This window comes from Oceanobacillus profundus, from assembly GCF_003515705.1.
Classification (GTDB): Bacteria; Bacillota; Bacilli; order Bacillales; family Amphibacillaceae; genus Oceanobacillus; species Oceanobacillus profundus.
This window is the reverse complement of the sequence record NZ_QWEH01000001.1, coordinates 154,064-180,305: the sequence shown is the minus strand read 5'-3', so window position 1 is coordinate 180,305 and position 26,242 is coordinate 154,064. Positions and strand designations below refer to the sequence as shown.

26 protein-coding genes are annotated in these 26,242 nt (G+C 39.5%); 18 read left to right on the top strand and 8 right to left on the bottom strand.

What is annotated here, in order from left to right; genetic code table 11:
• The first annotated feature begins 5 nt into the window (after positions 1-5).
• The 4 genes from D1B32_RS00820 to D1B32_RS00805 all read left to right on the top strand — a co-directional run bounded on the left by D1B32_RS00820 (position 6) and on the right by D1B32_RS00805 (position 4,347).
• A complete protein-coding gene (locus tag D1B32_RS00820) occupies positions 6-1,016 on the top strand; it encodes a FecCD family ABC transporter permease (protein ID WP_118888367.1) in 1,011 nt (336 codons plus the stop codon).
• On the top strand, positions 1,013-2,020 hold the full coding sequence (locus D1B32_RS00815) for a FecCD family ABC transporter permease (RefSeq protein WP_118888366.1): 1,008 nt from the start codon (positions 1,013-1,015) through the stop codon (positions 2,018-2,020). The genes D1B32_RS00820 and D1B32_RS00815 overlap by 4 nt, the downstream gene beginning before the upstream one ends.
• A 237-nt stretch (positions 2,021-2,257) precedes the next feature.
• A complete protein-coding gene (locus D1B32_RS00810) occupies positions 2,258-3,451 on the top strand; it encodes an MFS transporter (RefSeq protein ID WP_118888365.1) in 1,194 nt (397 codons plus the stop codon).
• A gap of 176 nt (positions 3,452-3,627) precedes the next feature.
• A complete protein-coding gene (locus D1B32_RS00805) occupies positions 3,628-4,347 on the top strand; it encodes a YebC/PmpR family DNA-binding transcriptional regulator (protein ID WP_118888364.1) in 720 nt (239 codons plus the stop codon).
• Between the two features lie 64 nt (positions 4,348-4,411).
• Here the strand turns inward: D1B32_RS00805 and D1B32_RS00800 are convergent, their stop codons facing one another.
• From D1B32_RS00800 to D1B32_RS00790, 3 genes are all read right to left on the bottom strand, one after another.
• Positions 4,412-4,699 carry an RNA polymerase alpha subunit C-terminal domain-containing protein gene (locus D1B32_RS00800; RefSeq protein WP_118888600.1) on the bottom strand — a complete coding sequence of 96 codons (288 nt, stop codon included), beginning with the start codon at positions 4,697-4,699 and terminating at the stop codon, positions 4,412-4,414.
• Positions 4,700-4,775: 76 nt separating this feature from the next.
• Positions 4,776-5,492 carry an AAA family ATPase gene (locus D1B32_RS00795; protein ID WP_118888363.1) on the bottom strand — a complete coding sequence of 239 codons (717 nt, stop codon included), beginning with the start codon at positions 5,490-5,492 and terminating at the stop codon, positions 4,776-4,778.
• Positions 5,493-5,517: 25 nt separating this feature from the next.
• On the bottom strand, positions 5,518-5,997 hold the full coding sequence (locus D1B32_RS00790) for a GNAT family N-acetyltransferase (protein ID WP_118888362.1): 480 nt from the start codon (positions 5,995-5,997) through the stop codon (positions 5,518-5,520).
• 199 nt (positions 5,998-6,196) lie between these two features.
• Here D1B32_RS00790 and D1B32_RS00785 point away from each other — a divergent pair, with 199 nt between their 5' ends.
• The 5 genes from D1B32_RS00785 to D1B32_RS00765 all read left to right on the top strand — a co-directional run bounded on the left by D1B32_RS00785 (position 6,197) and on the right by D1B32_RS00765 (position 9,373).
• Positions 6,197-6,421 (top strand): DUF1659 domain-containing protein, encoded by a 225-nt coding sequence (locus tag D1B32_RS00785; RefSeq protein ID WP_118888361.1) that lies wholly within the window; start codon positions 6,197-6,199, stop codon positions 6,419-6,421.
• 36 nt (positions 6,422-6,457) lie between these two features.
• On the top strand, positions 6,458-6,676 hold the full coding sequence (locus D1B32_RS00780) for a DUF2922 domain-containing protein (RefSeq protein WP_118888360.1): 219 nt from the start codon (positions 6,458-6,460) through the stop codon (positions 6,674-6,676).
• 74 nt (positions 6,677-6,750) lie between these two features.
• Positions 6,751-6,915, top strand: a complete 165-nt coding sequence (locus tag D1B32_RS00775; protein ID WP_095310480.1) for a YvrJ family protein — start codon at positions 6,751-6,753, stop codon at positions 6,913-6,915.
• Positions 6,916-7,126: 211 nt separating this feature from the next.
• Complete coding sequence (gene brnQ / locus D1B32_RS00770) at positions 7,127-8,479, top strand: branched-chain amino acid transport system II carrier protein (RefSeq protein ID WP_095310478.1); 1,353 nt, start codon at positions 7,127-7,129, stop codon at positions 8,477-8,479.
• A 249-nt stretch (positions 8,480-8,728) separates the two neighbouring features.
• Entirely contained in the window at positions 8,729-9,373 is a 645-nt protein-coding gene (locus D1B32_RS00765) for a hypothetical protein (RefSeq protein ID WP_118888359.1), read from the top strand.
• A 61-nt stretch (positions 9,374-9,434) separates the two neighbouring features.
• On the opposite strand, the gene D1B32_RS00760 is transcribed toward D1B32_RS00765, so the two are convergent.
• On the bottom strand, positions 9,435-11,045 hold the full coding sequence (locus D1B32_RS00760) for an L-lactate permease (RefSeq protein ID WP_118888358.1): 1,611 nt from the start codon (positions 11,043-11,045) through the stop codon (positions 9,435-9,437).
• A 33-nt stretch (positions 11,046-11,078) separates the two neighbouring features.
• A complete protein-coding gene (ggt, locus tag D1B32_RS00755) occupies positions 11,079-12,728 on the bottom strand; it encodes a gamma-glutamyltransferase (RefSeq protein WP_240033693.1) in 1,650 nt (549 codons plus the stop codon).
• A gap of 520 nt (positions 12,729-13,248) precedes the next feature.
• On the opposite strand from ggt, the gene D1B32_RS00750 reads away from it, so the two are divergent.
• The 4 genes from D1B32_RS00750 (at position 13,249) to D1B32_RS00735 (ending at position 17,778) form a co-directional block, all read left to right on the top strand.
• Positions 13,249-15,609, top strand: a complete 2,361-nt coding sequence (locus D1B32_RS00750; protein ID WP_118888357.1) for a polyprenyl synthetase family protein — start codon at positions 13,249-13,251, stop codon at positions 15,607-15,609.
• 105 nt (positions 15,610-15,714) lie between these two features.
• Positions 15,715-16,566: a GNAT family N-acetyltransferase gene (locus tag D1B32_RS00745; RefSeq protein ID WP_118888356.1), complete on the top strand. Its 852-nt coding sequence runs from the start codon at positions 15,715-15,717 to the stop codon at positions 16,564-16,566.
• Between the two features lie 66 nt (positions 16,567-16,632).
• Positions 16,633-17,232: a class I SAM-dependent methyltransferase gene (locus D1B32_RS00740; protein ID WP_118888355.1), complete on the top strand. Its 600-nt coding sequence runs from the start codon at positions 16,633-16,635 to the stop codon at positions 17,230-17,232.
• Positions 17,233-17,238: 6 nt separating this feature from the next.
• A complete protein-coding gene (locus D1B32_RS00735) occupies positions 17,239-17,778 on the top strand; it encodes a helicase (RefSeq protein WP_118888354.1) in 540 nt (179 codons plus the stop codon).
• A 634-nt stretch (positions 17,779-18,412) separates the two neighbouring features.
• Here D1B32_RS00735 and D1B32_RS00725 read toward each other — a convergent pair.
• A complete protein-coding gene (locus D1B32_RS00725; RefSeq protein ID WP_095310460.1) occupies positions 18,413-19,147 on the bottom strand; it encodes a YqcI/YcgG family protein in 735 nt (244 codons plus the stop codon).
• A 181-nt stretch (positions 19,148-19,328) separates the two neighbouring features.
• Here D1B32_RS00725 and D1B32_RS00720 point away from each other — a divergent pair, with 181 nt between their 5' ends.
• The 4 genes from D1B32_RS00720 (at position 19,329) to D1B32_RS00705 (ending at position 23,825) form a co-directional block, all read left to right on the top strand.
• On the top strand, positions 19,329-20,024 hold the full coding sequence (locus D1B32_RS00720) for a response regulator transcription factor (RefSeq protein WP_095310458.1): 696 nt from the start codon (positions 19,329-19,331) through the stop codon (positions 20,022-20,024).
• Positions 20,017-21,021 (top strand): sensor histidine kinase, encoded by a 1,005-nt coding sequence (locus D1B32_RS00715; protein ID WP_118888353.1) that lies wholly within the window; start codon positions 20,017-20,019, stop codon positions 21,019-21,021. Before D1B32_RS00720 ends, D1B32_RS00715 begins: the two co-directional genes overlap by 8 nt.
• 100 nt (positions 21,022-21,121) lie before the next feature.
• A complete protein-coding gene (locus tag D1B32_RS00710; RefSeq protein WP_095310454.1) occupies positions 21,122-21,883 on the top strand; it encodes an ABC transporter ATP-binding protein in 762 nt (253 codons plus the stop codon).
• Positions 21,873-23,825, top strand: a complete 1,953-nt coding sequence (locus D1B32_RS00705; protein WP_095310452.1) for an ABC transporter permease — start codon at positions 21,873-21,875, stop codon at positions 23,823-23,825. The genes D1B32_RS00710 and D1B32_RS00705 overlap by 11 nt, the downstream gene beginning before the upstream one ends.
• Positions 23,826-24,164: 339 nt before the next feature.
• On the opposite strand, the gene D1B32_RS00700 is transcribed toward D1B32_RS00705, so the two are convergent.
• Positions 24,165-24,419: a YesK family protein gene (locus D1B32_RS00700; RefSeq protein WP_095310450.1), complete on the bottom strand. Its 255-nt coding sequence runs from the start codon at positions 24,417-24,419 to the stop codon at positions 24,165-24,167.
• Positions 24,420-24,457: 38 nt separating this feature from the next.
• The gene (locus tag D1B32_RS00695) at positions 24,458-25,003 is read right to left on the bottom strand and encodes a hypothetical protein (RefSeq protein WP_118888352.1); all 546 of its coding nucleotides are present in this window, start codon (positions 25,001-25,003) and stop codon (positions 24,458-24,460) included.
• Positions 25,004-25,231: 228 nt separating this feature from the next.
• Here D1B32_RS00695 and D1B32_RS00690 point away from each other — a divergent pair, with 228 nt between their 5' ends.
• Complete coding sequence (locus D1B32_RS00690) at positions 25,232-26,041, top strand: YitT family protein (RefSeq protein WP_095310445.1); 810 nt, start codon at positions 25,232-25,234, stop codon at positions 26,039-26,041.
• Positions 26,042-26,242: the final 201 nt, after the last annotated feature.

Here is a 26,242-nt window from a genome sequence, read left to right as displayed (position 1 = left end):
TATTTATGAAAAAGGAAACGAAAACGTCGATACCCTTTTATTACAAAATGATAGTAGTCCTGCTGCTCTTTGTTGGGACATTTATTGTATCCATTGTTTATGGAGCTGCCGATATTCAAGTAAAAGATGTGTGGCTGTCACTTGCTTCCAATGCGGAGGGAAGTGACATTTCCATTATCCGGGAAATTCGCTTGCCACGAGAAGTTGCCGCTGTTTTTGTCGGTGCAGCCCTATCCATAGCTGGAGCAATTATGCAGGGCATGACGCGAAATCCACTAGCTGACCCTGGCTTGCTTGGATTAACAGCAGGTGCAAACGCTGCACTTGCTGTTGCAATTGTACTGCTGCCATCTCTCAATTATTACGGAATTATGTTTACATGCTTCCTTGGAGCTGCAATCGGCGCTGCAATGGTGTTTGGAATAAGCGCTATTAAGCGTGGAGGGTTTTCCCCTTTCAAAATTATTCTTGCTGGAGCAGCAGTATCTGCTTTTCTTCAAGCTGTATCGGAAGGAATTGGGATCTATTTTAACGTATCCAAAGAGGTATCCATGTGGACTGCTGGAGGGCTTATCGGCACAACATGGGGACAGCTGCAAATCATTATCCCATTTCTTATTGTAAGCATGCTTATTGCATTCGGATTTTCTAGACAATTAACCATTCTAAGTCTCAATGAGGAAGTTGCTGTCGGTCTTGGACAAAAGACAACGCAAATTAAGGCCGTTCTGTTTGTCATCATTATTCTGCTAGTAGGTGCAGCAGTCGCATTAGTTGGAAATATGGCATTCGTCGGTTTAATGGTTCCCCATATCGTCCGAGCAATTGTTGGTACAGATTATCGCTACATCTTACCAATGTCAGCTTTTGTTGGGGCAATTCTAATGCTCCTTGCTGACACACTCGCTCGTACTGTCAATGCTCCGTGGGAAACACCGATTGTCGCTATTATTTCGGTTTTGGGTCTCCCCTTCTTCCTGCTCATTATCCGTAAAGGGGGGAGAGCATTCACATGATACATCCAAAGTTAATCAAAAAACAACGAATCGTTCTAGGGTTATTAGTATTTTTTACCCTACTCACGATTATCATCAGCATGGGAATTGGAGATGCTGCATTATCCTATGATCGAATTATTCCAACCTTGTTTGGTGCTGGTTCATTTAAGGAGTCCTTTGTTTTATTTTCTATTCGCTTGCCGCGGATTATTGTTACAATTCTTGCCGGGATGGCGCTTGCTCTCTCTGGTGCAATTCTCCAAGGGCTAACGCGTAATGACTTAGCTGATCCAGGAATTATCGGCATCAACTCTGGCGCCGGAGTAGCAGTAGCGATTTTCTTTTTATTTTATCCAGTTCAATCTGGCACATTTGTTTACATGCTTCCGGTCGTTGCCTTTATTGGGGCGTTTCTTACTGCTCTGCTTATTTATGTTTTTTCTTATGAGAAAAAACGACCGCTCGACCCGACACGCATGATTATTATTGGTGTTGGTTTTTCACTGGCGTTATCCGGTATCATGATTGTTCTCATCTCATCCCAGGAACGTGCAAAGGTTAGTTTTATCGCGAAATGGCTCGCAGGGAATATTTGGGGAACGGACTGGCCATTCATTTTAGCAATATTACCATGGCTAATCATCTTCATCCCCTATGCCCTGTATAAGGCAAATCGCTTAAACATTCTTGCACTGAACGAACCGGTCGCAATTGGTGTTGGTGTTGCCGTAAAAAAAGAACGCATCCTTTTACTTTTCACTGCAGTAGCACTGGCAGCTTCAGCCGTCTCCGTTTCAGGTGGGATTGCATTTGTCGGGCTAATGGCACCCCATATTGCAAAATCGCTAGTCGGACCGCGCAATCAGCTATTTATTCCGGTAGCGATATTATTAGGAGGCTGGTTACTGTTAATTGCAGATACCATCGGAAGAAACCTTGTCTCCCCTGACGGCATTCCAGCAGGTATTGTTGTTGCGCTTATTGGTGCACCATATTTTATGTATCTGTTATTACGCAAATAGCAAGTTTTGCTGACAGTCTTTGTTTTAAGACTGTCAGTTTTTTTGTTTGGCTTGGGAGGTCGAGATTTCGCGGATAAGAGCTTATTTGGAGTGCAATTATAGAGAAGCCGCTCAATACTAATTACAGCTATCCAGGAATTTCTTCCCCTATACGTATCATCCAATTTATGATATATTATTTAGTTATTCTAGATAACTATTTTTATGTACGGTGATATGATGAAAGGAGAAACAACATTGGAACAATCTAGACCAAAACTATGGACAAAGGACTTTACAATCACTTCTGTCGTTAACTTTTTCTTAACACTTGTCTTTTATTTACTCGTCGTAACGATCGGGATTTATGCCGTAGATGCGTATCATGCTTCGACAAGCACGGCTGGGCTTATTACGGGCATGTTTATTATCGGCTCCTTAATTGGAAGATTATTTACTGGACGCTATATTGACTCTATTGGGAGTAAACGGACATTGATGATTGGACTTATCTTATGTATTGTCGCCACGTCCTTTTATTTCTTGAATTTGGGTATTAGCTTTCTATTAATTACGCGCCTTATACATGGAATTGTGGCAGGGATGGCTAGTACGGCAGCTGGAACTATAATTGCGGAAACCATCCCAACATCACGAAAAGCAGAAGGTATCGGCTATTTTAGTATGAGTGCAACATTGGCTACTGCCATTGGCCCGTTTATTGGCTTGCTCATGGTTCAACAAACAACCTTTCCAATCATTTTTGCTTTCTGTCTTGTACTAGGTATCATCAATATAGTTATTGCCTTATTCGTGCGGGTAAATGAAGCACAAGAGGTGCACACACCAAGGGAAACAAAAGGCTTTAAAATCTCAAGCTTTGTTGCACCAAAGGCATTGCCAATTGCTTGCATCACGCTCTTGATTGCTTTTTGCTATTCCAGTGTGCTCTCGTATATTAACTTTTACGCTATTGATATCAATCTTGTGGAAGCAGCTAGCTTCTTCTTCCTCGTTTATTCAATTGCTGTTTTAATATCACGCCCAATAACAGGGCGTTTAATGGATTTAAAAGGCGCAAATATTGTTATGTATCCTGCCCTTATCATTTTTGCTGGCGGGATGCTGCTTTTAAGTGTCGCTGCAAGCGGATTTACTCTATTGGTGGCAGGTGCACTAATTGGTCTTGGCTTTGGTAATTTGCAATCTGGTTCGCAGGCGATTGCCGTTAAATTAACTCCGCCACATCATATGGGGCTTGCAACATCAACCTTTTTTATTTTTCTGGACGCAGGACTTGGATTTGGTCCGTACTTGCTTGGTTTCATCATTCCATATACCGGCTACAGATCGCTGTATATCATCCTTGGCATCGTGATTCTTGCTATCATGGTTCTATATTATTTTCTGCATGGAAAAAAGGACCGATTAACCATGGAGAGCCACGCATAGCTTTTATGCAAATACTTTTTTGTTAGACAACACTGTTAGTCACCGATCTCTTAGATAGCTGTCAATATTGCACCTATGCAGTTAAAAAACTTTTCTTATCTTGCAAAAAAAAGCTGGAAATCTAGCTTCTAAAGTTTTATAGTTTTATTTAGAGGTATAGAAAGTGAGTGGTCCAAATGGGACGTAAATGGAACAATATTAAGGAAAAGAAAGCATCAAAGGATAAGAATACAAGCCGGATCTATGCAAAATTCGGCAGGGAAATCTATGTTGCAGCCAAGCAGGGCGAACCAGATCCTGAATCCAATCAAGCTTTAAAAGTAGTGCTCGAGCGAGCAAAAACATATAGCGTACCAAGGCATATTATCGATCGCGCCATTGAAAAGGCAAAAGGCGGTTCGGAAGAGAACTATGACGAAAATCGTTATGAAGGCTTCGGGCCGAACGGATCAATGGTCATCGTTGATACGCTAACCAACAATGTTAACCGCACCGCGTCCGAAGTACGTGCTGCGTTTGGTAAAAATGGCGGAAATATGGGTGTAAGCGGATCTGTTGCTTATATGTTTGATCATGTAGCTGTCTTCGGTGTGGAAGGAAAAACAGAGGATGACGTGCTTGAACTATTGATGGAAGCAGATGTTGACGTCCGTGATATCGCTGAAGAAGATGGATCTGTGATTGTTTACACGGAGCCAGATCAGTTCCATGCAGCACAGGAAGCATTTAAATCTATTGGCATTACCGAATTCACGATTGCAGAGCTAACGATGCTCGCTCAAAATGATGTAGAGCTTTCTGCAGCAGATTTTGAGCAATTTGAGCAGATGATTGATGCGTTAGAGGATTTAGAGGACGTGCAAAACGTTTATCATAATGTGGATTTAGGTGAATAAATTGTAAGAGGCGAGCCTATTTATAGGATTGCCTCTTTTTTTCCCTCATTATGGACTAATATCATTACTTACTTTTAAATGATAAACCTTCCATTTCCAAAGCCGCTCTCAACTTTGGCAAGGAAGCTGGCCCCATCCCATGAAGCTTTAAAATCTCTTTCTCCGTAAAATTTGATAGCTGTTGTACGGTTGTTATTCCTTCATGTTCTAATGCGCGTCGTGCAGGCGATGAAAGCAATGATAAAAATCCTGCTTTTGGCTTTCGTTCCTGTTCACAAACCGGGCATGTTGGGCAGTCACTGCTTTTATAATATGTATGCCCATTTGGACAAGCTCTCTCTGTAGTTGCCATTTCCGTTTTCTCCTCCTCTCTAATTTCCTTCTTCATTATACTGATTAATCTCATCAAGCATTTATTCCTATATCAATCAGGAATCACGAAAAATCTCCTGCAAAAACTTTTTTCGATGTTGTAAAAAATAGCTTGTTATTTGGTAATGTTCGGTCATCTCATAATCAATCTCTTGAATTTTCTCATCATCAAAACTTAAGATAACAGCATTTGGATACCCTAAAAGAATCGGAGAATGTGTAGCAATAATAAACTGGCTATCACCAGCCACTTCTAAATCATGGAGAATTCGTAAAAGTGAGAGCTGGCGCTGAGGCGATAAAGCAGCCTCTGGCTCATCCAATAAATAGATAGCATTCCCCTTAAACCGATTTAGAAAAAGCGAAAAAAACGACTCTCCATGCGATTGATGATGCAAGGATCGCCCGCCATATGCACCTTGGGCACCTACAGAATCAATATGTGTAGCAAAATTATAAAAAGACTCAGCCCGCAAAAAGAAGCCGTTTGTGGCTTTCGGCATCCAAGAAAGGCGAATATAGTCCCCTAGTGCCGATTCAGAAGCAGGTACATCATAATAATTATTCCTGCCACCACCCGCCGTATTAAAGCCGGCCTTATCAGCAATCGCCTCTAGCAATGTGGATTTCCCTGTCCCATTCTCTCCAACAAAAAAGGTTACCTTGTTCGTTAAATCCAATTGACCGATATTTTTAATAGCTGGAATCGAAAACGGATAGGTATGAAAAGGTAGGGTACGATCACCTTGAAGTTCAATTCGTTTTAAAAACATGTTATCACCTGTAACCTTATTATTTTTACGATAATTCCTTTATATACCAAACTTCCATTGCATTATGTTCCGAGCCTTCCAGTGCTTTTTCAAGCTTCTGAAAGCCTAATTTGCTGTATAGGGCATTAGCTGCTTCAAGTTCCTTCAATGTTTCTAAGTAACAGTATGTATAGTGCTCTTTTGCGTAGTCGATTGCTACCCTCATTAGCTCCTTCGACAGACCTCTCCCTTGAGCAATAGGAGCGATGTACAGCTTTTGCAACTCGCAAATCTCCTTTTTCTGTCCAAATGGTGCAATACCCACACCGCCTATGACTTCATCCAGTTCATTCACCGCAACCCAATACTTAGCATGTGCTTGTTCTTTGTAAAATTGCGCCAGACTGCTCAGCTGGGGGTCAAAATAGGCTGTTCCTGGGATATCTAAGTTAAATGACTCCAATGAACGTTTGATAATTTGCTCCATTTTCTGATTATCCTTTTCTTCCATTTCACGAATCCGCATAGTTTTTTATTCTCCCTATTTTTTATCTCTTAGTGTAAACACGAGGATTTTTAATTCATTTTAACACAGAAGCTTCCACGTTATTACCCATTCTCTTTTTGAAAGCAGTAATCCCTCTTTTATACTTTTATAAAAAAATAAAAGCTCACCCCCTAATCTCATTTTCCTTCGATTGTAGTTGTGAATGGAGGTGAGAAACATGGCAATTGCAAATCTAACAAAGTCTTCCCTGCAGCTTGTGCTTCAAGATGGGATTGATTCTGAGTCCGGATCACCTATCTTTAAGAACAAAAGCTTTAACAATGTCAAAACAAGTGCAACAGCAGAGCAATTACTTACTGTTGCAACAGCTTTTGTAAGCTTGCAGGAGCGCCCATTGTACACGATTAACCGTCGTGATACAACAGACATTCGTGAAGGGTAAGTTGTGAAAAAATCTATTCAGAAAGGAGTGTAGATCATGCGCCGATTAGAGCTGAAATTTACCAATCAGGACGGGAAAATTGTTACGTACACATTGGATAAGCCAGTTGAACCAGTTGATCCTGCTGCTATTAATGCAGCAATGGATACAATCATCGAACAAAATGCCTTCACATCGAGCGGCGGCGATTTAGTTGCTAAGCATAGTGCACGTATTTCAGAAAGCACGGTCGAAGAAATCGACTTAGGGCAATAATCTTGTGAATATGACCAGTGGCAAATCACTGGTCATATTCCTATTTCAAAAGCTCATAAAAGGAGGAAATAATTATGGACGCGTGGATAGCTTTTCTGACCGAAGTTGGATTCCCGGTTGCCGTTACGTTTTATTTACTGCACCGAATCGAGGGAAAGCTGAATCAGCTCATAGCATCGATTCATGCACTGCCAGAGAAAATGGACGAACGAAAAGCCTATTACAAAGATCGAGCATAATAGACGTACTCTCAGCGTACCTTGTTCAATTTAAAAGGCACGCTGAGAACTATTTATGGATGCGGAAAGGCGATTGGCAGCATAGCAATAAAGGCAGATAACTAAAGGAAACGATCTAAAACGTGTGAACATTCCGTTCCTTTTATTGCTATAGCGAATCAATAAAAATGGTGTTAAAATAAATGTTATTCATCTAGAAGGGACATCAAGTATGCAACAAAAAATATCATTTTCTACCTATTCTATCATCGGCACGATGCTGTTTGGAATGTTCTTTGGTGCAGGGAATTTAATTTTCCCAATCCAGATGGGCCAGCTTGCTGGCACGAATTTCTGGCCGGCATTAATTGGATTTCTTATAACCGCAATCGGTCTTCCATTTATAGGGATTTTAGCATTTGGTTTATCCGGGAGCAACGGATTACGACAGTTAACCAGTCGAGTCCATCCACTATTTGGTGTTGTCTTCTCCGTGGCACTTTACTTAACCATCGGGCCATTTTTTGCTATTCCAAGAACAGCGACGGTACCTTTTGTGGTTGGTTTTGAGCCATATATCAATCCAGCACATGGCAGTTTATATCTAGGGCTCTTTAGCTTTTTATTTTTTGCGATTGTCTATTATTTCTCGTTGAATCCAGCAAAAATTATCGACTATATCGGAAAATATTTAACTCCTGCATTTTTAGTGTTTTTATTCATCTTAATCTCCATTGCTATCGTCAAACCAATGGGACCATTCGCTATGCCAATTGGCGACTATAGCGGTTTAGCTTTTATAACAGGATTTAAAGAGGGCTATAACACGATGGATGCTCTTGCATCACTTGCGTTTGGTATTGTTGTCATTCACGCAATTAAGGGACGAGGTATCACCAATCCAAAGGAAATTGCAAAGGTCACATGGAAATCAGGTCTTTTTGCCATGGCATTAATGATGCTGATTTATGGACTTATTACGTATATGGGGGCTTCGAGCGTATCGGCCATCGGTACATATGATAATGGCGGTTTAATCTTTGCCGCAGTGGCTCAGCATTATTTCGGATCATTCGGGACCATTCTATTGGCTATTATTATCGTACTAGCTTGTTTAAAAACGAGCATTGGACTTATTACTGCCTGCAGCGAGTTTTTTAATCAACTATATCCAAAAATCAGTTATAAATTATTCGTTCTGGTACTATGTCTAATGTCATTTTTCATTGCCAACTTTGGTCTAACGAATATTATTCAATATGCGGTGCCAGTATTAATGCTGCTGTATCCTTTAGCGATTGTTCTGATTATCTTAACCCTTTGTTCTTCCCTATTCGGCCATAAGCAACGTGTTTACGCAACTGCATTGTTCCTTACTTTTTGCGTTAGTCTTTTGGACGGCTACAGCACGTTAGTCGATAGTTTGCCAAGCGCGTCTTTCAATTTGTTCGAATCCATTAAAATGTTCTATATGGATTATTTACCACTTTACGATATTGGTCTTGGCTGGATTTTACCAGCTATAGTTGGTGCCCTTATTGGGCTTCTATGGCCAACAAACTCTAAAGAAACTGCTGTTCATTAATGCTAATTGGATACCAGCTTAGAAGACTACTAAGCTGGTATCCACCTCCTCTTTCTAAGGAAAAAACTCATTTACATATAACTTAGCCTATAATACTGTTGTGAACTGATCTACCGTTTTAAAAAATCAGAAATTCGTCCTTCACTATCTGGCTATTTTCTTCCATACATTTTATAAATCAAATTGATTTTTTCCTGCAAATCGTATTTACTTAAATTAACGATATCGAATGGAGGAATGTTTTCAATTATGGGGTTACTACTCAACTATCAATGGGAAATCTTTATTGCATTAGAAATTATATCCGTGTTATCGCTTCTCATCTTTGGTGTTGTCCGCTATTTTTTCAACAAACAAAAACGTAGCCTGCTCTTTCTCCTACTGTTTATCATTCTATTAATTTTAGAAGCTCTCTTAGGTTTGATGATATACCAAGAAACTGGAGAGATTTCTACCTTTTTAATTATCATTACTGTGTTTGTTCTCTATGCATGTACATTTGGAATCTTTGATTTTATGAAGCTTGATCGCTGGATGCGACAAAAAATTGGCAATTGGCGAGGGGTACAGCTGCTCACAGAAAAAGATATTCGTATCATGGACAGACAAAAGGACCCGAAATATATTGCTAAAAAATATCGGAGGAGTTCTACTGTTCACTTAATCATATTTGCCAGTCTTCAAGCAGCATTTTGGATTTATGGAACAGGGGGAACTAGTGAATTACTAGACTATCTGAAAGACTTATCTTGGATTGGAACAGAGAATGTTGCCGAGACACCGTATGCAAATGATACGATTTATAGGATTTCGATGATTTGGGGACTTATTTTTATTATCGATTTTATTTGGTCATGGTCGTATACCATTTTTCCAGCTAGCAAGAAGAATTGAGATCTCTTTAAAACTTAAAATCATCGATGGAGCCTCCCTGCTTCACCGATGATTTCTCTGTTTATCCTCCTAGAAAATGCAAGAACACACTCACAGCAGATACGCCGACACCTGCAAACAGTGCGAAGATAAGCGTAATCTTATATACTTCAGATTCTCTTCCTTGCGCGTTCGCAGTACTTGTTCCTAATACAATATTGGCTGGTGCAATGACATTACCAATTGCTCCACCTGTTGACTGACCAGCGATAACGAGTGGCAGGGATAACCCTTCCATCGAATTTACAACAGATCCATGTAATGGCGAGAACAGCACATTGGATGACGTATTCGATGATGTCATAAATGCACCAATTATCCCAATGACATTTGCTAATCCTGCATAAACAGCTGGTGGTGATATATCCGCAATTCCAAGGGCAAGTACGTTAGTCTGTCCTGAATTTTCCATAATCATGGTCATCGTTAAAAATCCAGTTATTGCTAGTGATGCCCCCAGAGCGTTATCCTTTAAGCCAGAAAATACATTCTTAGTCGTGTTTTTATGATGTAATCCTAAATGCTTGTACCAGAAGTAGGCAAAGATAACCGACACAAGTAAATAGAATCCTGGATGTGTAAGTGGAGCGATAGGAGAATACGCTTCTTCAGCCTCCATTTCAAAGCCATAGCCGGTTTCGACCGCCGGGAAAGGCGGTCCAAATTGAAATTGATCGAGAAAGCTTTGAATTGGTCCGATTCCAAGAAACACAATACTAACTACAGACAGTACATAATATGGCATAAATGCTTGGTGTAATGAGATATCCGGCTTCTCTTCCGATTTTGAATCCGTTTCTTCAAGAATGTCTGTTAACTCTTCCGTCTCTGATTTTTCTCTGTATTTCTTTCGTTTGGAAAGCATGAATAAAGCACCAAACGCTAAAATTGCTGGGATAAACGTACTCAGCTCCGCGTTAAAGATTAACATAGCAAGTTGTCCTCCACCATGAATAAGTGAAATAATTACGACAGCTAGAAAACCTTCTTTTACGCCTTTCCATTTAGCGAATAACCAACAAATCATGAATCCACCGATTATATTCGGTATCCATAATAGGATTCCGGAATATAGAAGTGTTAATGTCGTATCTTCAATCTGTACGGCATTAATTGTGGCAATCCAGCCTACACCGAGTGTTCCAAACATATTCGCCCATGAGTGTCCAATTAACGGGATGACAATAGCGGCAACAGGTTTAACACCTAACCCTACTAAAAGCGGTGCTACAACTGCGATCGGAACACCGAACCCCGCTACACCTTGAAGAAATGAAGCAAACACCCAACCAAACGCTAATACAAGAAACAAGTAATTTTGACTATGGTTTTGTACCTCTTCCCGAATGACTTTAAACGAGCCGGATTCATCCGTAACATGGTAGAGCAATAAAGCAAACCATACAACGAGAAGGATAAAGAATGCTTCCCAAAGCCCTTTTCCAAATCCAACTGCTAAATTATCCAATGGTGCTTCAAACATAAAGTAGCCTAGTAATGTCGCTACACCCATTGCGACCCACCCAGAGGTGCCGCCTGACCACTTAAAGACAACTAACATTAGCAAAAGCAGAACTAATGGTGTGATAGCTAATATCCAATGCATTAAATCAACTGGTAAATTATTTTCCATCATTTATTCCTCCAACACAATTGTTTATCAAGCTTACCAGCACAGGGCAATTCCATCCCCACGCGGGTCCGCTCCAGCACTATATACTCCTCTTTCATGATCTATAATAATTCCTTGTGCATGGCCCATTGTCTGGGAATAATCCTCTACGATTTCAACTGTATGCCCACGTCTACGTAAGTCATTAATGATTTCATCTGGAACTCTTCCTTCCAGCTTGAGCGTGGAACTATCTTCACCCCATGTTCTGCCATACAACCAGCGTGGTGCTTCAATTGCCTGCTGCATGTTATACCCAAAATCGATAACTTTTGTAAGCATGGCACATTGGGTTTGGGGCTGCCCTTCTCCCCCCATCGCTCCAAATAGCATAAATGGCTTGCCGTCCTTCAATGCCATCCCGGGAATGATAGTATGGAACGTACGCTTATTCGGCTCTAACGTATTGGGATGATTTTCATCCAAACTGAAATGGGATCCCCGATTCTGTAAAAAGAAGCCACATCCTTCTGGCATAAATCCGGAGCCAAATTCGTGGAAAATGCTTTGAATAAGAGAAATACTGTTTCCTTCTTTATCAACGACGCTAAGATAAGCTGTATCACGTCCGTCGTCAACCTTTGGAAGCTCTTCTAATTCTTCTTCTCGATATACGTCATCCCACGAAAAATGGTCATAAACCTCTGATGAAAAAGATTTAGATAGGAGCTCATCATAAGGAAGATCAATCGTTTCCAGATCCGTAACCCATTTATCTCGAAAACGAAATTTTAGCTTAGCGGTTTCAGCTAGAAGGTGATAATATTCTGGAGTACCATCTTGAATCGAGGTCATATCGTTTTTCTCTAACATATTTAACATCATTAATACAGCAATACCCTGTGTATTCGGTTTTACTTGATAGATTTCAAATCCTCTATAACTTGTCGATAATGGACGTTCCCATTCGAGGCTATGCTCTTTGAAATCTTCTTTTACTAGAAGGCCACCATGTTTCTCCATTGAAGCAATTATCTTATCGGTAATTTCTCCATTATAAAAGGCATCTCTTCCCGATTGAGCAATTTGGTTGAAGGACCAAGCTAAATCAGGCTGAACAAGCAGTTCTCCTGCTAGAATAGGACGATCATTTTTAAAAAATACCTGTTTTGTAGTAGCATGGTCGCTTAATAATTCAGCTTTTTCCTGAATAAAGTTACTTACTTTATCCGTGATTGGAAAGCCGCTTTCAGCATAATGAACCGCATCCTCAAACAAAACTTCCCACTTTAGCCTTCCATATTGCTGATGTAGCTCCCACCAAGCATCGACAGTTCCTGGAATGGTGTTCGCAGCTAAGGGGCCGCGCTCTGGAATCTCCCGGAGCTCTTTTTGTTTGTAAGCCTCTCGATTTACATAGCTGCCGGATTTACCGCTGCCGTGCATGGACTTTACTTCTTTTTCATCCTGATCCCAGATTAGTGCGAATAAATCGCCTCCTAAGCCTGCCATATGCGGAATAACGACACAAAGTACAGCATTAACAGCAATTGCTGCCTCTACAGCATGACCACCTTGATCTAGGATTCTTTTCCCAGTTTGTGTAGCTAGATAGTGGGGTGATGTTACGGCTCCGTTCATCCCCTCAGCTACTGGCCTTCCAGTCTCCAAAAACGAGTAATTTTTCCCTTTCTGAAGTCCCAAAAAAATACCTCCCGTATAATTAATTTGCTTTCCCTGTACCTTTTCCCCCAATCGCTTTACCTAAAAACGTTAAATTTAAGGACTTTAGTTTTATTTAGCAGTTATTTGGGAGTACTTTAGTGGAGGCGGGATCGCTTCCCTAGAGAGTGTGATCGTGTTATATTGACGATACCTAAATTAAAAACTCTCCATACAAGGATGAATCTTTTTTCACAACTAGCACGTATTTAAACCGTGTTATCGTTAAGAGCACATGACAAACCACTTCAGATTGTCAAAAATTGCAATCCCAAAACAAAAAGTCAATGGTTATATGATTAGCGTTTCAATTTATATTAGCTCTATTTTGTTATTATTAATTAGGATTCACTACCAAATAGAGTGCATCTTTCTAATATAGGGAGCTGTTGATTTTTCCAATATAGGAATTTCATCATAGGGATCGTAAACCAGCGTAGAATAATTTAGTATGGATTAAATTTTATATAGAAAAAATCAGGAATTCGAGGTAAGTAAACATATGAATGAAAAAACAATCATCAACGCGGACAACGCTTATCATAAAGCAGAGCAAAGAGCCGAAGCGTACTTTAAATCCTTATTTGGACAGCATGCTGACCAATCGTATGTCCAGGCATTAATAAAGGACTTGGAATTATGGAAACCACAGCATGTTCAACGTCGCTCTTTCATTTCAACTTTAACAAATAAAAAACAGCTCGATGATTACAAATTTATCCAATCATTGAAGTTGACTGGTAAATTGGATCCGTATTTGAAACGAAGCATTTCCTATATCTTCATGCGGGACATGGGGCATGCACTAGATTCTCCAGCTACACAAAGACGGATCGGCAGTATTGTCGGGCGTTTAAAAGAGCAGCTTACTAGGAAGCAAGCAGGTCAAGAAGACATGTTTAGTATGGCAAGATTGTACCGCATGGCTGAGAAAAATGGGATTGAATCAACATTTATTTGGGTAACGGAAAAGCTAAACATGGTTACTGAAAATATACCAGCGGGCATGGATGCCGAAGAAGCACAGCGTAAATTAATTAAGATAATTGCTGGATTAGTAATGCAGGCAATAGAGGAAATGGGAGATGACATTGATCCCGAAGAAAAGTCCGCCAAGCTCGAGCAAGCAATTCGACTAGGTTATGCCTACGGTCTCACCTATCCATTTATTGATGATTTACTCGATTCCAATGTATTGTCTGCTGAAGAGAAAAATCGCTATTCAGAGATGATCCGAATCACACTCGTTACAGGGGTTGTCCCCCCGTTAGGTAAATGGACTGGAGAAAACGGGAAGCATATGCGTTTTATACATTCTGAACTGAAAGCCGCGTTTGAGTTGATTCACGAAAGCCTGCCTGCCGAGGACTGGGAGGCTTTTCTCGAACAGGCATATGTTTTTTATCAATCACAGGAGGTAGAACGTGTAAAGGATTTAAGAAATGAAACGTATACAAATGAAGAACTATACATTCCCGTTATTTTAAAGTCGTCGGCATCACGGCTCATCGTTCGTTCGATTATTGATGCTTCTGAGGATGAGGGGATTGATCAGCGGACATTTTACTATGGGATATACAACCAGCTTGCAGATGATTTTACTGATATGGCAGATGACCGGCAAGGCGGGAGAGTAACACCGTACACCTATTACCTTGAGCATTATGAGAAGCGCAAGGATCTGATTAATCCGTTTGAGCTTTATTGGACTGTTATCGCCAACTTCATTCACAACGTGTACGATTCCGATCCGCAGGCGCGTGAAGTAATCCTATCCCGGGCAATCAATAGTTTGAAGCGATTTAAAGCGAAAAAAGGAGAGCAAAAATATGAGCAAGTGATGGGGCTCCTTTTCTCCGGAATTCCCGCGTTACAAGAAACCGTCGATGATCTCGTGCAGCACGCAACAGACGTGGATTTTTTTGATAAATTAATTCGTGATCGTATGATTCGCAACCTAAGACAGGATCGGGAGGAAAGGGACGTTTTTGTCACTCAGGCAAAAAAGGTAAGAGAGGATTTAAATGCAACCCTGCCGATTTCTCAGTCAGAAGAAAATGTTCTCCTTGACGAGTCAATCATGGAAGCAGCAAATTATAGCCTAGGCAGCACCGGAAAACGGCTTCGCCCGATTATTACGTGGTTCATGGGCGTGGAAGAATATGGATTGGATAAGAAAGCAATCCAACCACTGCTAAAATCACTGGAATATATGCATACAGCCTCCTTGATTTATGATGATCTGCCAGCTCAAGATAACGCAGATTTTCGTAGAGGAAACCCGACCTTACACCGAACATATACTACAGCTACCGCAGAGTTATCTGGTCTTTATTTAACACAACAAGCAGTGGCAGAGCAGGCATCTCTTCAAAGTTTTGATGCCAAATCCGTCCTCCAACTCATTCACTATTCGGCAAATGTGACGGCTGACATGTGCCGGGGACAGGCGATGGATTTGCAGACAAAGGGAGAGCATTTAACACTCGAGCAATTGAATGAGATGTGCTTTTATAAAACCGGGCTAGGATTTGAGGCTGCTCTTATGATGCCTGCAATTCTAGCAGGTGCAAATGAATCTGAAAAGCATGCATTGAAACAATTCGCACGTCATGCAGGAATTGCCTTCCAGATTAAGGACGACTTGCTCGATGTGGAGGGCGATCCATCCGAACTTGGTAAATCACCATTTAGAGATGAAAAAAATAACAATTCCACGTTCGTCTCCGTTCTCGGGATAGAGGCAGCGAAAAAAGAAATGTGGGAGCATTATTGTTTAGCAATGGAGACCTTGCAAGTATTAAAGCATAATAATCCGTTTTTAAAGCATGTGTTGAATTATTTTGTGCACCGTGGGTATTGAAAGCACGAAATAGATTCTGTTACCTAGCGCGAACGTTGAAAATGACTAGCAAATTCAAGGAGGTTTGTTAGTCATTTTTTTAACCAAATAACTCGGAGGTGCCAAATGAATTATAAAAGATGTTCAGAAGTAGATAAACCATTGATTCATCAAGCATTTTTAAGTGGTTACGCAGACTATGCCATTCCAATGAATATAACACTTGAACCGTTCTTTGAAAGATTCTTTGGATCTGAGGGAAATACGTTAGAAGACTCCTTTATTGCCTTTCAAAATAATGAACCTGTTGGATTAATACTTGGCGGTATCAGAACTTTTGATAGGTTCAAAAACTTACGTTGTGGTACCCTATGTGTAACACCAGAATATCGTGGAGAAGGTGTGAGTCAAGCATTATTCCACTTGTTTGTTCAGAATGGAATCAATCAGCAATGTGACCGATTAAGTTTAGAAGTACTATCAGATAACGACCGTGCTATCCGCTTTTATGAGAAACAAGGATATAAAAAGTACCATACAATCAGCTATTTCAGTAAATCAGTGGATGATAATCAATTGAAACATACGATAGTGGAACATATAACGATTAAAGAGGTTGATCTATCCGTAGCAGAAGGGGTGAGAAAGGCTATTTTATCGACCCATATTAACTGGCAAAATGAAGCGGATTATTTTATGCAGGATTATACTGCTCACTGTTTTACTGCTTACCTTGCCGATCAGATAATAGGTACTTTGGTCATTACAGAGGCAGGTAAAATTTATTTTTTATATGTAAGTGAAGATGAAAGGGAAAAAGGAATTGCCCGTAATCTTTTAGCACATGCAATAATCGAACGAAACCTGAAAAAGCTGACGATCAGTATGCCTAACAATATTGATATGGCTGAATTTCTTAGAAAGCTAGGGTTTATGAAGGCAAATATAGAGCAGTATGAAATGTATAAGATGGTTTAAATTAATTTATACCGTTTCTATAATAATGAATACTAATATTAATTTTTAATAATAAGGGAGCAGTCTATGGAAAATAACGTTTTTGAACAGCTGGCAAAAAAATATGATACAGAAGAAAGAATGGAATTAGCTAACGTGATCGTGAAGGAAGTAAAAGCCGAAATACAAAATAGCAAATCAAAATCTTTACTCGACTATGGAAGCGGGACTGGCCTAATCGGCTTAGAATTATCGGATTTAGTAGATTCTGTTTTGTTAGTGGATTCATCTGAGCAAATGCTGAAGGTTGCACAGGCTAAAATCACACACAGAGGAATTACCAATGCCAACGTACTTTACTCCGATTTCACAAAAGAAATTCCTGAACTGAAGGCAGATATTATTTTAATGTCATTGGTACTTCTTCATATTCCAGATACGAAGAAAATTTTACAAGCATTGTTCCATATTTTAAATGATGGTGGAAAGTTAGTTATTATTGATTTTGATAAAAATGATAAAATCAGTCACCCGAAAGTTCATAATGGTTTTTCACATGCGGAGCTAAAGGAGATATTAGCTGAAGTTGGATTTAAATCAAGTGATGTGAAAACCTTCTATCACGGAAAGCAGATTTTTATGAAGCAAGATGCTTCCATGTTTATTTCGAGTAGTATGAAGGAGTGAACGCAAATGCAAATATACCCCGACTGCCCTGTCATTACTAGGACAATAGAGGTTGGCGGGCTAACGAAATCACAGCTTATTCAAAAATTGCAACAACATTCTATCATGATGAATGGGTATGGAGAAAAACTATTATTGAATAATAAGGTCACTACATCAGAAACAAAATACTGCTTAAAGATCGTTGAACTAACGGTTAGGGATCTTGGCTTTCCCGATGGGGCTACAATGCCACAGATTTTTAAACGAGCAGGCGAACTTGGCTTGGAGTTATGTCCACTTGAACTGGGACCTCACCTAAGACTAAAGCATCTAGATCAAACTGAAGGTAATTCAGAAAATCTCTCACCCCAGCATCAAGCTCCTTCTGGCTCCATCACAGTAGCATCCGAAGTAATAAGTGAAGACGATGATTTTCCTAAAGGCTTTTACCTCAGAAAAATTAACGGCGTGTTGTGGCTACGCGGGTATATTGCGGATCAACTGCACGTTTGGAATCCGGATGTTCACTTTGTCTTTTGCCAAACACAAAAAGCTGGCACTTAAATTTAACCGGTCTTTAATTCTGTTTCAAGAAAAGCCTCCTTATGGGGAATAAAGCACCTTTTGAAAGCTAGATGAAACATTTATGCTAATTGAATTAACGAAAATACTTAGTGTCAAATTTCAGGGGGTATTGAATATTCAAAAGCATTTTTTTGAGTAGGTGGCTTAAAAAGGGCTTCAACTAGTAGAAGAGTTTAAACTGCTAGAACAAATTGATTTTATTTATCAAAATGGGTTGATGTAGTGGGATTTTATTATTTTATCATTCTTTCTATAGGCGTTTGCCTTATTTCAGGAGCTGCTTTACAAGCATTTAAGCATCTTTCACTCTCAAATAAATGGGTGATATTTTTAGGCTCTACTGGTGTTCTATTAATTGGTTTATCAGTCTTTTTATTTACACCAGGCAGCTCTGATATTATTGCTGATATCCTGAGATTGACTAACTATCCGTGATGAGGATAGTTGAGGTTGAAACAGAAATGATACTTGAACAAAATATATTATTTATATAAGGAGATGATTCCTTGGTTAGTGCATTGGAAGCAATGCTTTCAGCCCTTCAAAAAAGGGTCGAAAGCATTTTTTGTTCATAGCAATTTATTTATACGCGCTGAAATCTCATGAGATCATTTTAGGCTTGTGATTTATGATGGAATGGACATTTTCCTTGGATTGGTTCTATATCATCTCCAATAAAAAACTGCTTCCATTCGTTATGAGTCAGGTCGCCAAAGTGCCCGATATCAGGGTGTTTAGGCAGATCATCCCAAGCTTCTACACGTTCACGAACTTTTTCACGAGACATCATACCGGCTTTTTCGGTTCCTTCCAATCCTTCAAAAATTTTGCGAGGCTGAAATCCAAGCACCATTGCGTTTCCGAGATCTCGTGTTTTCCTCTTCTTATATGCTGGCGCATTTCCAAATGCAAAAATGGGCTCACCATTAAAATGAAAATCCCATAAATGATGGTCTGGATCACGAGGAGCCTGTGCTGGCCATTCCACTTCATCTGCTTCATGCAAATATTGCAGAATCTCCCAAAATTGCTTGCGGTAATCCTCTAGATTGCCCTCTTGCTCAAAAGGCTCAACAAATACAAAAAGTCCGTGCCTTTTATAGTTCGGTGATTGAAACAGCTGTAGAAAGTTTTCAATTGCAGACGGTAAATTACTCCAGTCGTTTTGGCTTATAAAAGCATAGCGGAGCTCGCCCTTCAATTCGGCTCTCATCCCAAAAAAACAAGGAAATGTTTTATCTGTGACCGTGTTATGAAAAGTTACATATTCTTGATGGAGCCAACTCGGCAGGTCTGTTCTGTTATAAAAATCCTCTTTTGTTAATAACACTTTTTCCTTTGTAGTCATTGTTCGCCTCCACTGATATATTCATATTTCCCTTATACCCCTTTTACCCTTCTTGTCTTTTCTAAAAACGATTTTCGCCAAATACTAGTTCTTGAAAACATATATTCCAAAACCCTAGCAGCCCCCTCCTTTTTTAAGGTACAATTATAATAGAATGCAATATAGAAATGTGGTGGCTTCCTTGTTTAAAATTATGCTTGTTGAAGACGATGCTTCCTTATTTAATGAAATAAAAGAACGCTTATCCCAATGGTCGTATGGCGTGTACGGTGTTCAAGATTTCAATCATGTGATTCAGGAATTCACAGAAGTGAAGCCTGATCTAGTCATTATTGATATCCAATTGCCGAAATTCGATGGGTTTCATTGGTGTCGCATGATTCGCTCACATTCCAATGTCCCGATTATCTTCCTGTCCTCACGTGACCATCCGACAGACATGGTGATGTCCATGCAGCTTGGTGCAGATGACTTTGTTCAAAAGCCGTTTCATTTCGATGTGCTCATCGCTAAGATTCAAGCAATTCTTCGGCGTGTGTACAATTACAATAATGAACAAACGGAATTGCGAACATGGTGCGGCGCAACAGTTGATTATACGAAAAATACCGTCAGCAACCATCTAGGAAGCCTTGAATTAACGAAAAATGAAATGTATATTTTGAACGTTTTAATCGAGCAAAAAAATCAAATTGTTAGCCGCGAAGAACTCATTAAACGTTTATGGGATGATGAGCGTTTTGTCAGTGATAACACATTAACCGTTAATGTGAATCGGCTACGTAAACGCTTGGGAGAACTAGGGTTGGGGAGTTTTATTGAAACAAAGGTTGGACAGGGCTATATCGCGATAGAAGAGGCGTATCTGCATGATTAGAAAATATATGATTGAAAGACGCAGCTGGATCATCCTCTTTCTAGCCTTGCAAGCCCTCTTCCTGCTAATTGCTTACCTTGACGCATCCATCCCCTTTCAATCGATTTTGTACATTGTTTTTTTGAGCTGCATTATTTTCATTCTCTTTTTGATGGTTCGTTTTCAAAAAGAGACAACCTTTTATAAGGAATTAGAAGCGTTGGGCGATGACTTTGATTTAATAAGTTTAAAAGATGCGAGAACACCGTTTGAAAAAATAACAAATACACAACTAACCGATCAAGCCCAGTACTACAAAAAATCGTTATCGGATCTTCTTATCAGTGTGGAGCAGGAAAAAGATGATCTCTTAGGCTGGATTCATGAAGTGAAAACGCCCTTAACGACCATGCAATTAATGATGGATCGCATGGAAGATGAACGGTTAAAGGCACAATTAAATAATGAATGGTTACGAATCCATCTCTTGCTCGATCAGCAGCTCCATCAGCGACGCATCCCTTTTATTAAAAACGATCTATATATCGAGGTCACTGCCTTGGAGGCGCTCCTTTACAAAGAAATAAAGGATTTAAAATCATGGTGTATGCAAAAAGGAATCGGGTTTGATATTTCTTTACAGAATCCAGAGGTTCTAACCGATGCAAAATGGCTTTCGTTTATGGTCAGACAGCTGTTAACGAATGCTGTCAAGTACAGCGAGAACTCGGACATCCTCATTTCAAGCTATCTAGAAGCAGGCCAAATTAAGTTAGTGATTCAAGATGCAGGACGGGGAATCGACCCGAGAGACCTCCCGCGTATTTTTGACAAAGGCTTTACATCAACGACAAGTCACCAGGACAATGCTGCAACTGGTATGGGACTTTATTTGACCAAAAAGGCAGCTGCATCTTTAGCAATCGAGATCGATGTACAATCAACTCTTGGAGAAGGCACGACCTTCACCTTAACCTTTCCAAAAAAGAATACATTTGTACAACTCACAAGCATGTGACAAAATTGTCATATGCTTCTTCTTTTTGTTCGGTAAATCGAAGGAAAAGGCTATAGGAATCGATTAAGCTAATACTAACGAATAAACTGGGAGTGAGAACATGCATATATTACAAGCAACTAAAATCCATAAAAGCTATGGAAATAAGTTTAATAAACAAGAAGTGTTAAAAGGCATCGATATGACCGTGGAAAAGGGTGAATTCGTTAGTATTATGGGGGCATCCGGTTCGGGAAAAACGACCTTGCTCAATGTATTATCTTCCATCGACGAAGTCAGTCAAGGGTCGATTAAAATAGAGAACACTGATTTTACACGCATGCGTGAAAAACAATTAGCCGAATTTCGGAAGCAGCATTTAGGGTTTATTTTTCAGGAGTATAATTTACTCGATACGTTGACCGTTAAGGAAAATATTCTATTACCATTATCTATTAAGAAGACACCTAAAAAAGAGGCAGATCAAAAATTCCGTGCACTCGCTGCAGAACTTGGGATTGCCGATTTAAAAGATAAGTATCCAAATGAAATCTCTGGTGGACAAAAACAGCGTACATCCGCAGCTCGTGCATTCATTCATGAGCCGAGCATCATATTCGCAGATGAACCAACAGGAGCTCTCGATTCCAAAGCAGCTTCTGATTTATTAAATAAATTAAGTGACTTGAACGAAAAGCTGCGATCAACGATTATTATGGTAACGCATGATCCGGTTGCCGCAAGCTATTCTTCCAGAGTGATTTTTATCAAGGATGGTCAAATTTATACCCAATTAAATAAGGGAGAGGAAACAAGACAAACCTTTTTCAAAGATATTATGAAAACACAAGGCGTATTAGGCGGGGTTCATCATGAGCATTAATCATCTCATCTACCGTAACCTGAAAAAGAATTTGAAGAATTATTATCTCTACGTCTTTGCCTTAATCTTTAGTGTCGCGCTTTATTTCGCATTTGTTACCTTGCAGTTTGACCCGGCAATGGATGCAGCAGAAGGGTCGATAAAAGGAGCTGCCGGAATTCGAACAGCATCCATCGTTCTTGTTGGTATTGTTACGATCTTTTTGTTATACGCAAATACAATCTTTATTAAACGGCGCAGCAAAGAAATTGGATTATTTCAATTGATCGGGATGACAAAAGGTAAAATCTTTCAAATACTTACACTTGAAAATCTCATCTTATACTTCGGGTCACTTGTCATCGGAACTTTTATCGGTTTTGCAGCTTCGAAATTTATTATGATGATTTTGTTGAACGTTATTGGTATCGAACAGGTAGCCACCCTACGTTTTTCGACGGAGGCCATGATCCAAACATTACTTGTTTTTACAGCGATTTATTTTTGCATTATGATTATGAACTTACTATTTATTAAAAGACAGAGCATCCTATCCTTATTCCGTGTTCGCTCATCGACTGAAGCAAGGGCTAAGAAAATGTCCATCCTTCAAATGATTATCGGCGTTATCGGAATTGGACTTATTATTACCGGCTACTTTGTCTCAACAAAACTATTTGGTGGCGACTTTGTCACATTTCCCCAATTAGTTATAGCAATGGTGAGCATTCTGGCTTCTGTCATTATTGGGACGTATTTATTTTATAAAGGGAGCGTTAGCTTTATCTTTCATCTCATTCGAAAAAGCAAGGGCGGCTATTTAAATCTGAATGATGTCTTATCCCTTTCATCGATTATGTTCCGTATGAAGTCGAATGCATTGCTATTAACCATCATCACCACTGTATCAGCGCTTGCGATTGGATTATTATGTCTCAGTTATATTTCCTATTATTCAGCAGAAAAATTAGCGGAACAAAATGTACCGGCGCATTTTTCGATTGCAACTACAGAAGAGGCAGAGACATTTAAAGCTTTACTAAACAAGGAAGATATTGCGTATGAAGAAACAAATATAGATGTTGTTCAAGTTGATTTGGATGTTTCACAAATCATGGAGACGGATTTCAGTGAGTCAGAAATGGTAGCCGATCCAGATAAAATGCTATTACCTGTAGTAAGTGAAGAGGCGGTAGAAGGTATAGATGTGTCTTCCCAAGAGCTCATCCTTACTGGATATAGCGGAGTTCTCGAACAGTTTATTTCATTGAAAGAATCTGGTGAAGTAGCGTTCGTCACCCCAAACGGAGAGATTAAGCAAAACTTTCTAGGCTTACGTGAAGGGACCATCCTTCCCTATAATTTCACTGGTGGCGGATTACCAACCGCTATTGTTGACAGCACCATATTCGAAAAGTTAGTGCAGGACATGGATCCAGAGATTCAAAATCAGCCGCCAATCTATATTGGAATCGATATCGAAGACCAATCAGATTTAGCACAGGCAGATGAAATCTTCCAATCACTCGAATTACAGGATGAGGGTTCGAATCTTTCCCAGCTTGCGTCATTACAAAATCAAAAAAGTACAATGGGGCTCGTTATGTTTATCGTTGGATTTCTAGGCTTAGCCTTTCTCATTACGTCTGGCTGTATTCTATACTTCAAGCAGATGGATGAGAGTGAAGAAGAAAAGGCTAATTATACAATTTTAAGGAAACTAGGATTTACACAAGGTGATTTATTACGTGGTATATGGCGAAAACAGCTTTTTAACTTTGGTATCCCATTAGTAATTGGATTGTGCCATAGCTATTTCGCAGTCAAATCTGGTTGGTTCCTTTTCGGTACAGAATTGTGGACACCAATGATTATCGTCATGATCATTTACACAGCATTGTATTCTATTTTTGGCATATTGTCCGTGTTGTATTATAAAAGAGTCATTAGAGAATCACTCTAGAGGGACAGCATTGCTACCCTTGTTCCTTGTCCCTACTAGGCCAACCTAAAAAATATATAAAAGTGGGTGTACTATGGAAGAATTCTTTTTCATCGTTGCAATGCTCTCATTTGCTGGTGCTATAATCATACTCATCACAAGCATTTTAAATAATGGTATAAAGGGTATTTTTAGTACAGGTCGAAAATCATCTAAATGGATGACCATCCTATTTAGTCTGTATATGATATGTTTTATTACTTACCTCTCTATTTCTAAATAATACGAATGGCAGTGAACCTCTTTACAGGCTTCACTGCTTTTCAATTACAAATTGTACGATGATTAATAATACGACCATTATTTGCTTAGAAGATATCGAAACCCGATCATTAGGAAAACAATAATCGAAGCTAAATAAAGAGACACACTGATAAAGCCTAGCCCCATCCCTTCCCATCCTCCAAACATCAAGCTGATCACAACGAGTACGACACTTAAAATATTGATTATAATCGGAACTAGCAGTTTTTTCGCTTTAAAAAGGAATGCAATGACCAAAATGACAATTATGAAAACAAGTGTCAATATAATGAAACCACGAAAACCTTCCATCTCTTCCCCCTCCTATGTGGACAAAAGCAACACACGACTTACTTCCATACCTTTGCATACTTCCTCTGATACTTTACATCATCCTCTTGATTGATTAGCTCAAACGCCTTCTCTTTTATCATCTCATCCTGTACGTGTTCATACAAATTCCGCATCGCCTGAATAATATCGAAGCGAACTAATGTATAGTTTTTCTCCCCCTCACACATCGTAAACCGCTCCATAAAGTGATTCATGACGAGCGCTTTCTGTTCTTCGCCAGCTAAGCCTACTTTCCAGATTGCTTGCAGACTGTGTCGTGCTGTAACTGTTTTTGGGTCCTTCGTCACCTGCCATAGCTTCGAAAAATCGGTTAATATCCGCTTTTCCGGATCACTTATAGCAAGTCCTGCTAAAAGCTGCGCATATCTCGAACGTGTATGATTATCGGATGAAGTTAGTCCTGCTACCAGTTCATCCCACACTTCATAAGCCCAATCTACCTCAACCTCTGTAGCAGCAAGAAGTTGCATAAATGCTTCATATTGAACTTGCTTATCTTCATTATTTAAATTGGCAAAATACGTTTGAATCGTGCTGTGCATTTGAATCCTCCATTTCAAAAACAATCTCCTTAACTCAAATCTTACCACACTCCAAGAGTGCCTTCTAGAATCGGTTAAAAGAATAAATTCATGATTTCGTAACAAAAAGCGAAAACTAAGTTAAAAAAGTGCTGACAACGGGTGTGTTTTCAGATAAGATGTTGTGGTGGTTTAAAACGGTCGTCCATCATCAAGAATTCACATCATATATTTAGGAGGTTCCAATAAATGAAGAAAAATATAATGGTAATCGCTGGGTCCCTGCTTGTGGCAATAGCCTTTAACTTTTTCCTAGTTCCATTTGAAATTTTGAGCAGCGGCGTTAGTGGAATTGCTATTTTACTTGGATTGCTCACCCCATTTGATACAGGAGTATTTAATCTTGTTTTGAATATCCCAATTCTTATTCTTGGCTACTATAAGCTCGGTAAGGAAATTACAATAAATACGCTCGTTTGTGTTGTAACACTATCCATCTTCTTATATGTATTACCCGTCATAAGTCTGACAGACAATATTTTACTATCTGCCATTTTCGGAGGTGTGCTTGGCGGTATTGGGATTGGTGTCGTTATGAAATTCTCCGCAACGTCCGGAGGATTCGATATTATCGCAATGATTATTTCACGCACCAGTAATTTCAGTGTAGGATTACTGCTTACTGGAATGAATGGCGTTATTGTGCTTTTTTCTGGCATGATTTTCAATTGGAACATTGCATTATATACACTGCTTTCGATTTATTTAACCGGTAGAATGATTGATAAAATTCACACGAGTCATATTAAATTAACAATGCAGATTGTCACAACAAAGGGCGAGGCGATACGCAAGGAATTACTGAAATCCATTTACCGAGGCATTACGATTACGGATGGGTATGGTGGCTACACCAATGAATCAAAGCAAATTTTGATGATGGTCGTTACCCGCTATGAAACATTAAAAATTAAAGAGATTGTTCGATCTCATGATGAAAAGGCCTTTATTAATGTGTTTGAAACTGTTGAGATTGATGGTGAGTTTGCGAGGAATTGATCAGGTCTTTGGAGATGCAAGGTTAAACAAATCGCCCACTGAGTGAGACGAACCGTTGTACTAGCATCATCATATCGCATAAAATAACGAAATGCTCATCCGAAAGCAAAGGGTTCAGTTTTATAAGGCGGTTTCTTTCCTGATTTCTTCCGGAGCCTTCATGCACTGCTGACAGTAGATTAGAAATCTTGGCATTCACCA

Bases quoted from the DNA above. Each gene is read 5' to 3' on its own strand.
- D1B32_RS00820 (WP_118888367.1), top strand. From the start codon at position 6: ATGAAAAAGGAAACGAAAACGTCGATACCCTTTTATTACAAAATGATA.
- D1B32_RS00815 (WP_118888366.1), top strand. From the start codon at position 1,013: ATGATACATCCAAAGTTAATCAAAAAACAACGAATCGTTCTAGGGTTA.
- D1B32_RS00805 (WP_118888364.1), top strand. From the start codon at position 3,628: ATGGGACGTAAATGGAACAATATTAAGGAAAAGAAAGCATCAAAGGAT.
- D1B32_RS00800 (WP_118888600.1), bottom strand. From the start codon at position 4,699: ATGGCAACTACAGAGAGAGCTTGTCCAAATGGGCATACATATTATAAA.
- D1B32_RS00795 (WP_118888363.1), bottom strand. From the start codon at position 5,492: ATGTTTTTAAAACGAATTGAACTTCAAGGTGATCGTACCCTACCTTTT.
- D1B32_RS00790 (WP_118888362.1), bottom strand. From the start codon at position 5,997: ATGCGGATTCGTGAAATGGAAGAAAAGGATAATCAGAAAATGGAGCAA.
- D1B32_RS00785 (WP_118888361.1), top strand. From the start codon at position 6,197: ATGGCAATTGCAAATCTAACAAAGTCTTCCCTGCAGCTTGTGCTTCAA.
- D1B32_RS00780 (WP_118888360.1), top strand. From the start codon at position 6,458: ATGCGCCGATTAGAGCTGAAATTTACCAATCAGGACGGGAAAATTGTT.
- D1B32_RS00775 (WP_095310480.1), top strand. From the start codon at position 6,751: ATGGACGCGTGGATAGCTTTTCTGACCGAAGTTGGATTCCCGGTTGCC.
- brnQ (WP_095310478.1), top strand. From the start codon at position 7,127: ATGCAACAAAAAATATCATTTTCTACCTATTCTATCATCGGCACGATG.
- D1B32_RS00765 (WP_118888359.1), top strand. From the start codon at position 8,729: ATGGGGTTACTACTCAACTATCAATGGGAAATCTTTATTGCATTAGAA.
- D1B32_RS00760 (WP_118888358.1), bottom strand. From the start codon at position 11,045: ATGGAAAATAATTTACCAGTTGATTTAATGCATTGGATATTAGCTATC.
- D1B32_RS00750 (WP_118888357.1), top strand. From the start codon at position 13,249: ATGAATGAAAAAACAATCATCAACGCGGACAACGCTTATCATAAAGCA.
- D1B32_RS00745 (WP_118888356.1), top strand. From the start codon at position 15,715: ATGAATTATAAAAGATGTTCAGAAGTAGATAAACCATTGATTCATCAA.
- D1B32_RS00740 (WP_118888355.1), top strand. From the start codon at position 16,633: ATGGAAAATAACGTTTTTGAACAGCTGGCAAAAAAATATGATACAGAA.
- D1B32_RS00735 (WP_118888354.1), top strand. From the start codon at position 17,239: ATGCAAATATACCCCGACTGCCCTGTCATTACTAGGACAATAGAGGTT.
- D1B32_RS00725 (WP_095310460.1), bottom strand. From the start codon at position 19,147: ATGACTACAAAGGAAAAAGTGTTATTAACAAAAGAGGATTTTTATAAC.
- D1B32_RS00715 (WP_118888353.1), top strand. From the start codon at position 20,017: ATGATTAGAAAATATATGATTGAAAGACGCAGCTGGATCATCCTCTTT.
- D1B32_RS00710 (WP_095310454.1), top strand. From the start codon at position 21,122: ATGCATATATTACAAGCAACTAAAATCCATAAAAGCTATGGAAATAAG.
- D1B32_RS00705 (WP_095310452.1), top strand. From the start codon at position 21,873: ATGAGCATTAATCATCTCATCTACCGTAACCTGAAAAAGAATTTGAAG.
- D1B32_RS00700 (WP_095310450.1), bottom strand. From the start codon at position 24,419: ATGGAAGGTTTTCGTGGTTTCATTATATTGACACTTGTTTTCATAATT.
- D1B32_RS00695 (WP_118888352.1), bottom strand. From the start codon at position 25,003: ATGCACAGCACGATTCAAACGTATTTTGCCAATTTAAATAATGAAGAT.
- D1B32_RS00690 (WP_095310445.1), top strand. From the start codon at position 25,232: ATGAAGAAAAATATAATGGTAATCGCTGGGTCCCTGCTTGTGGCAATA.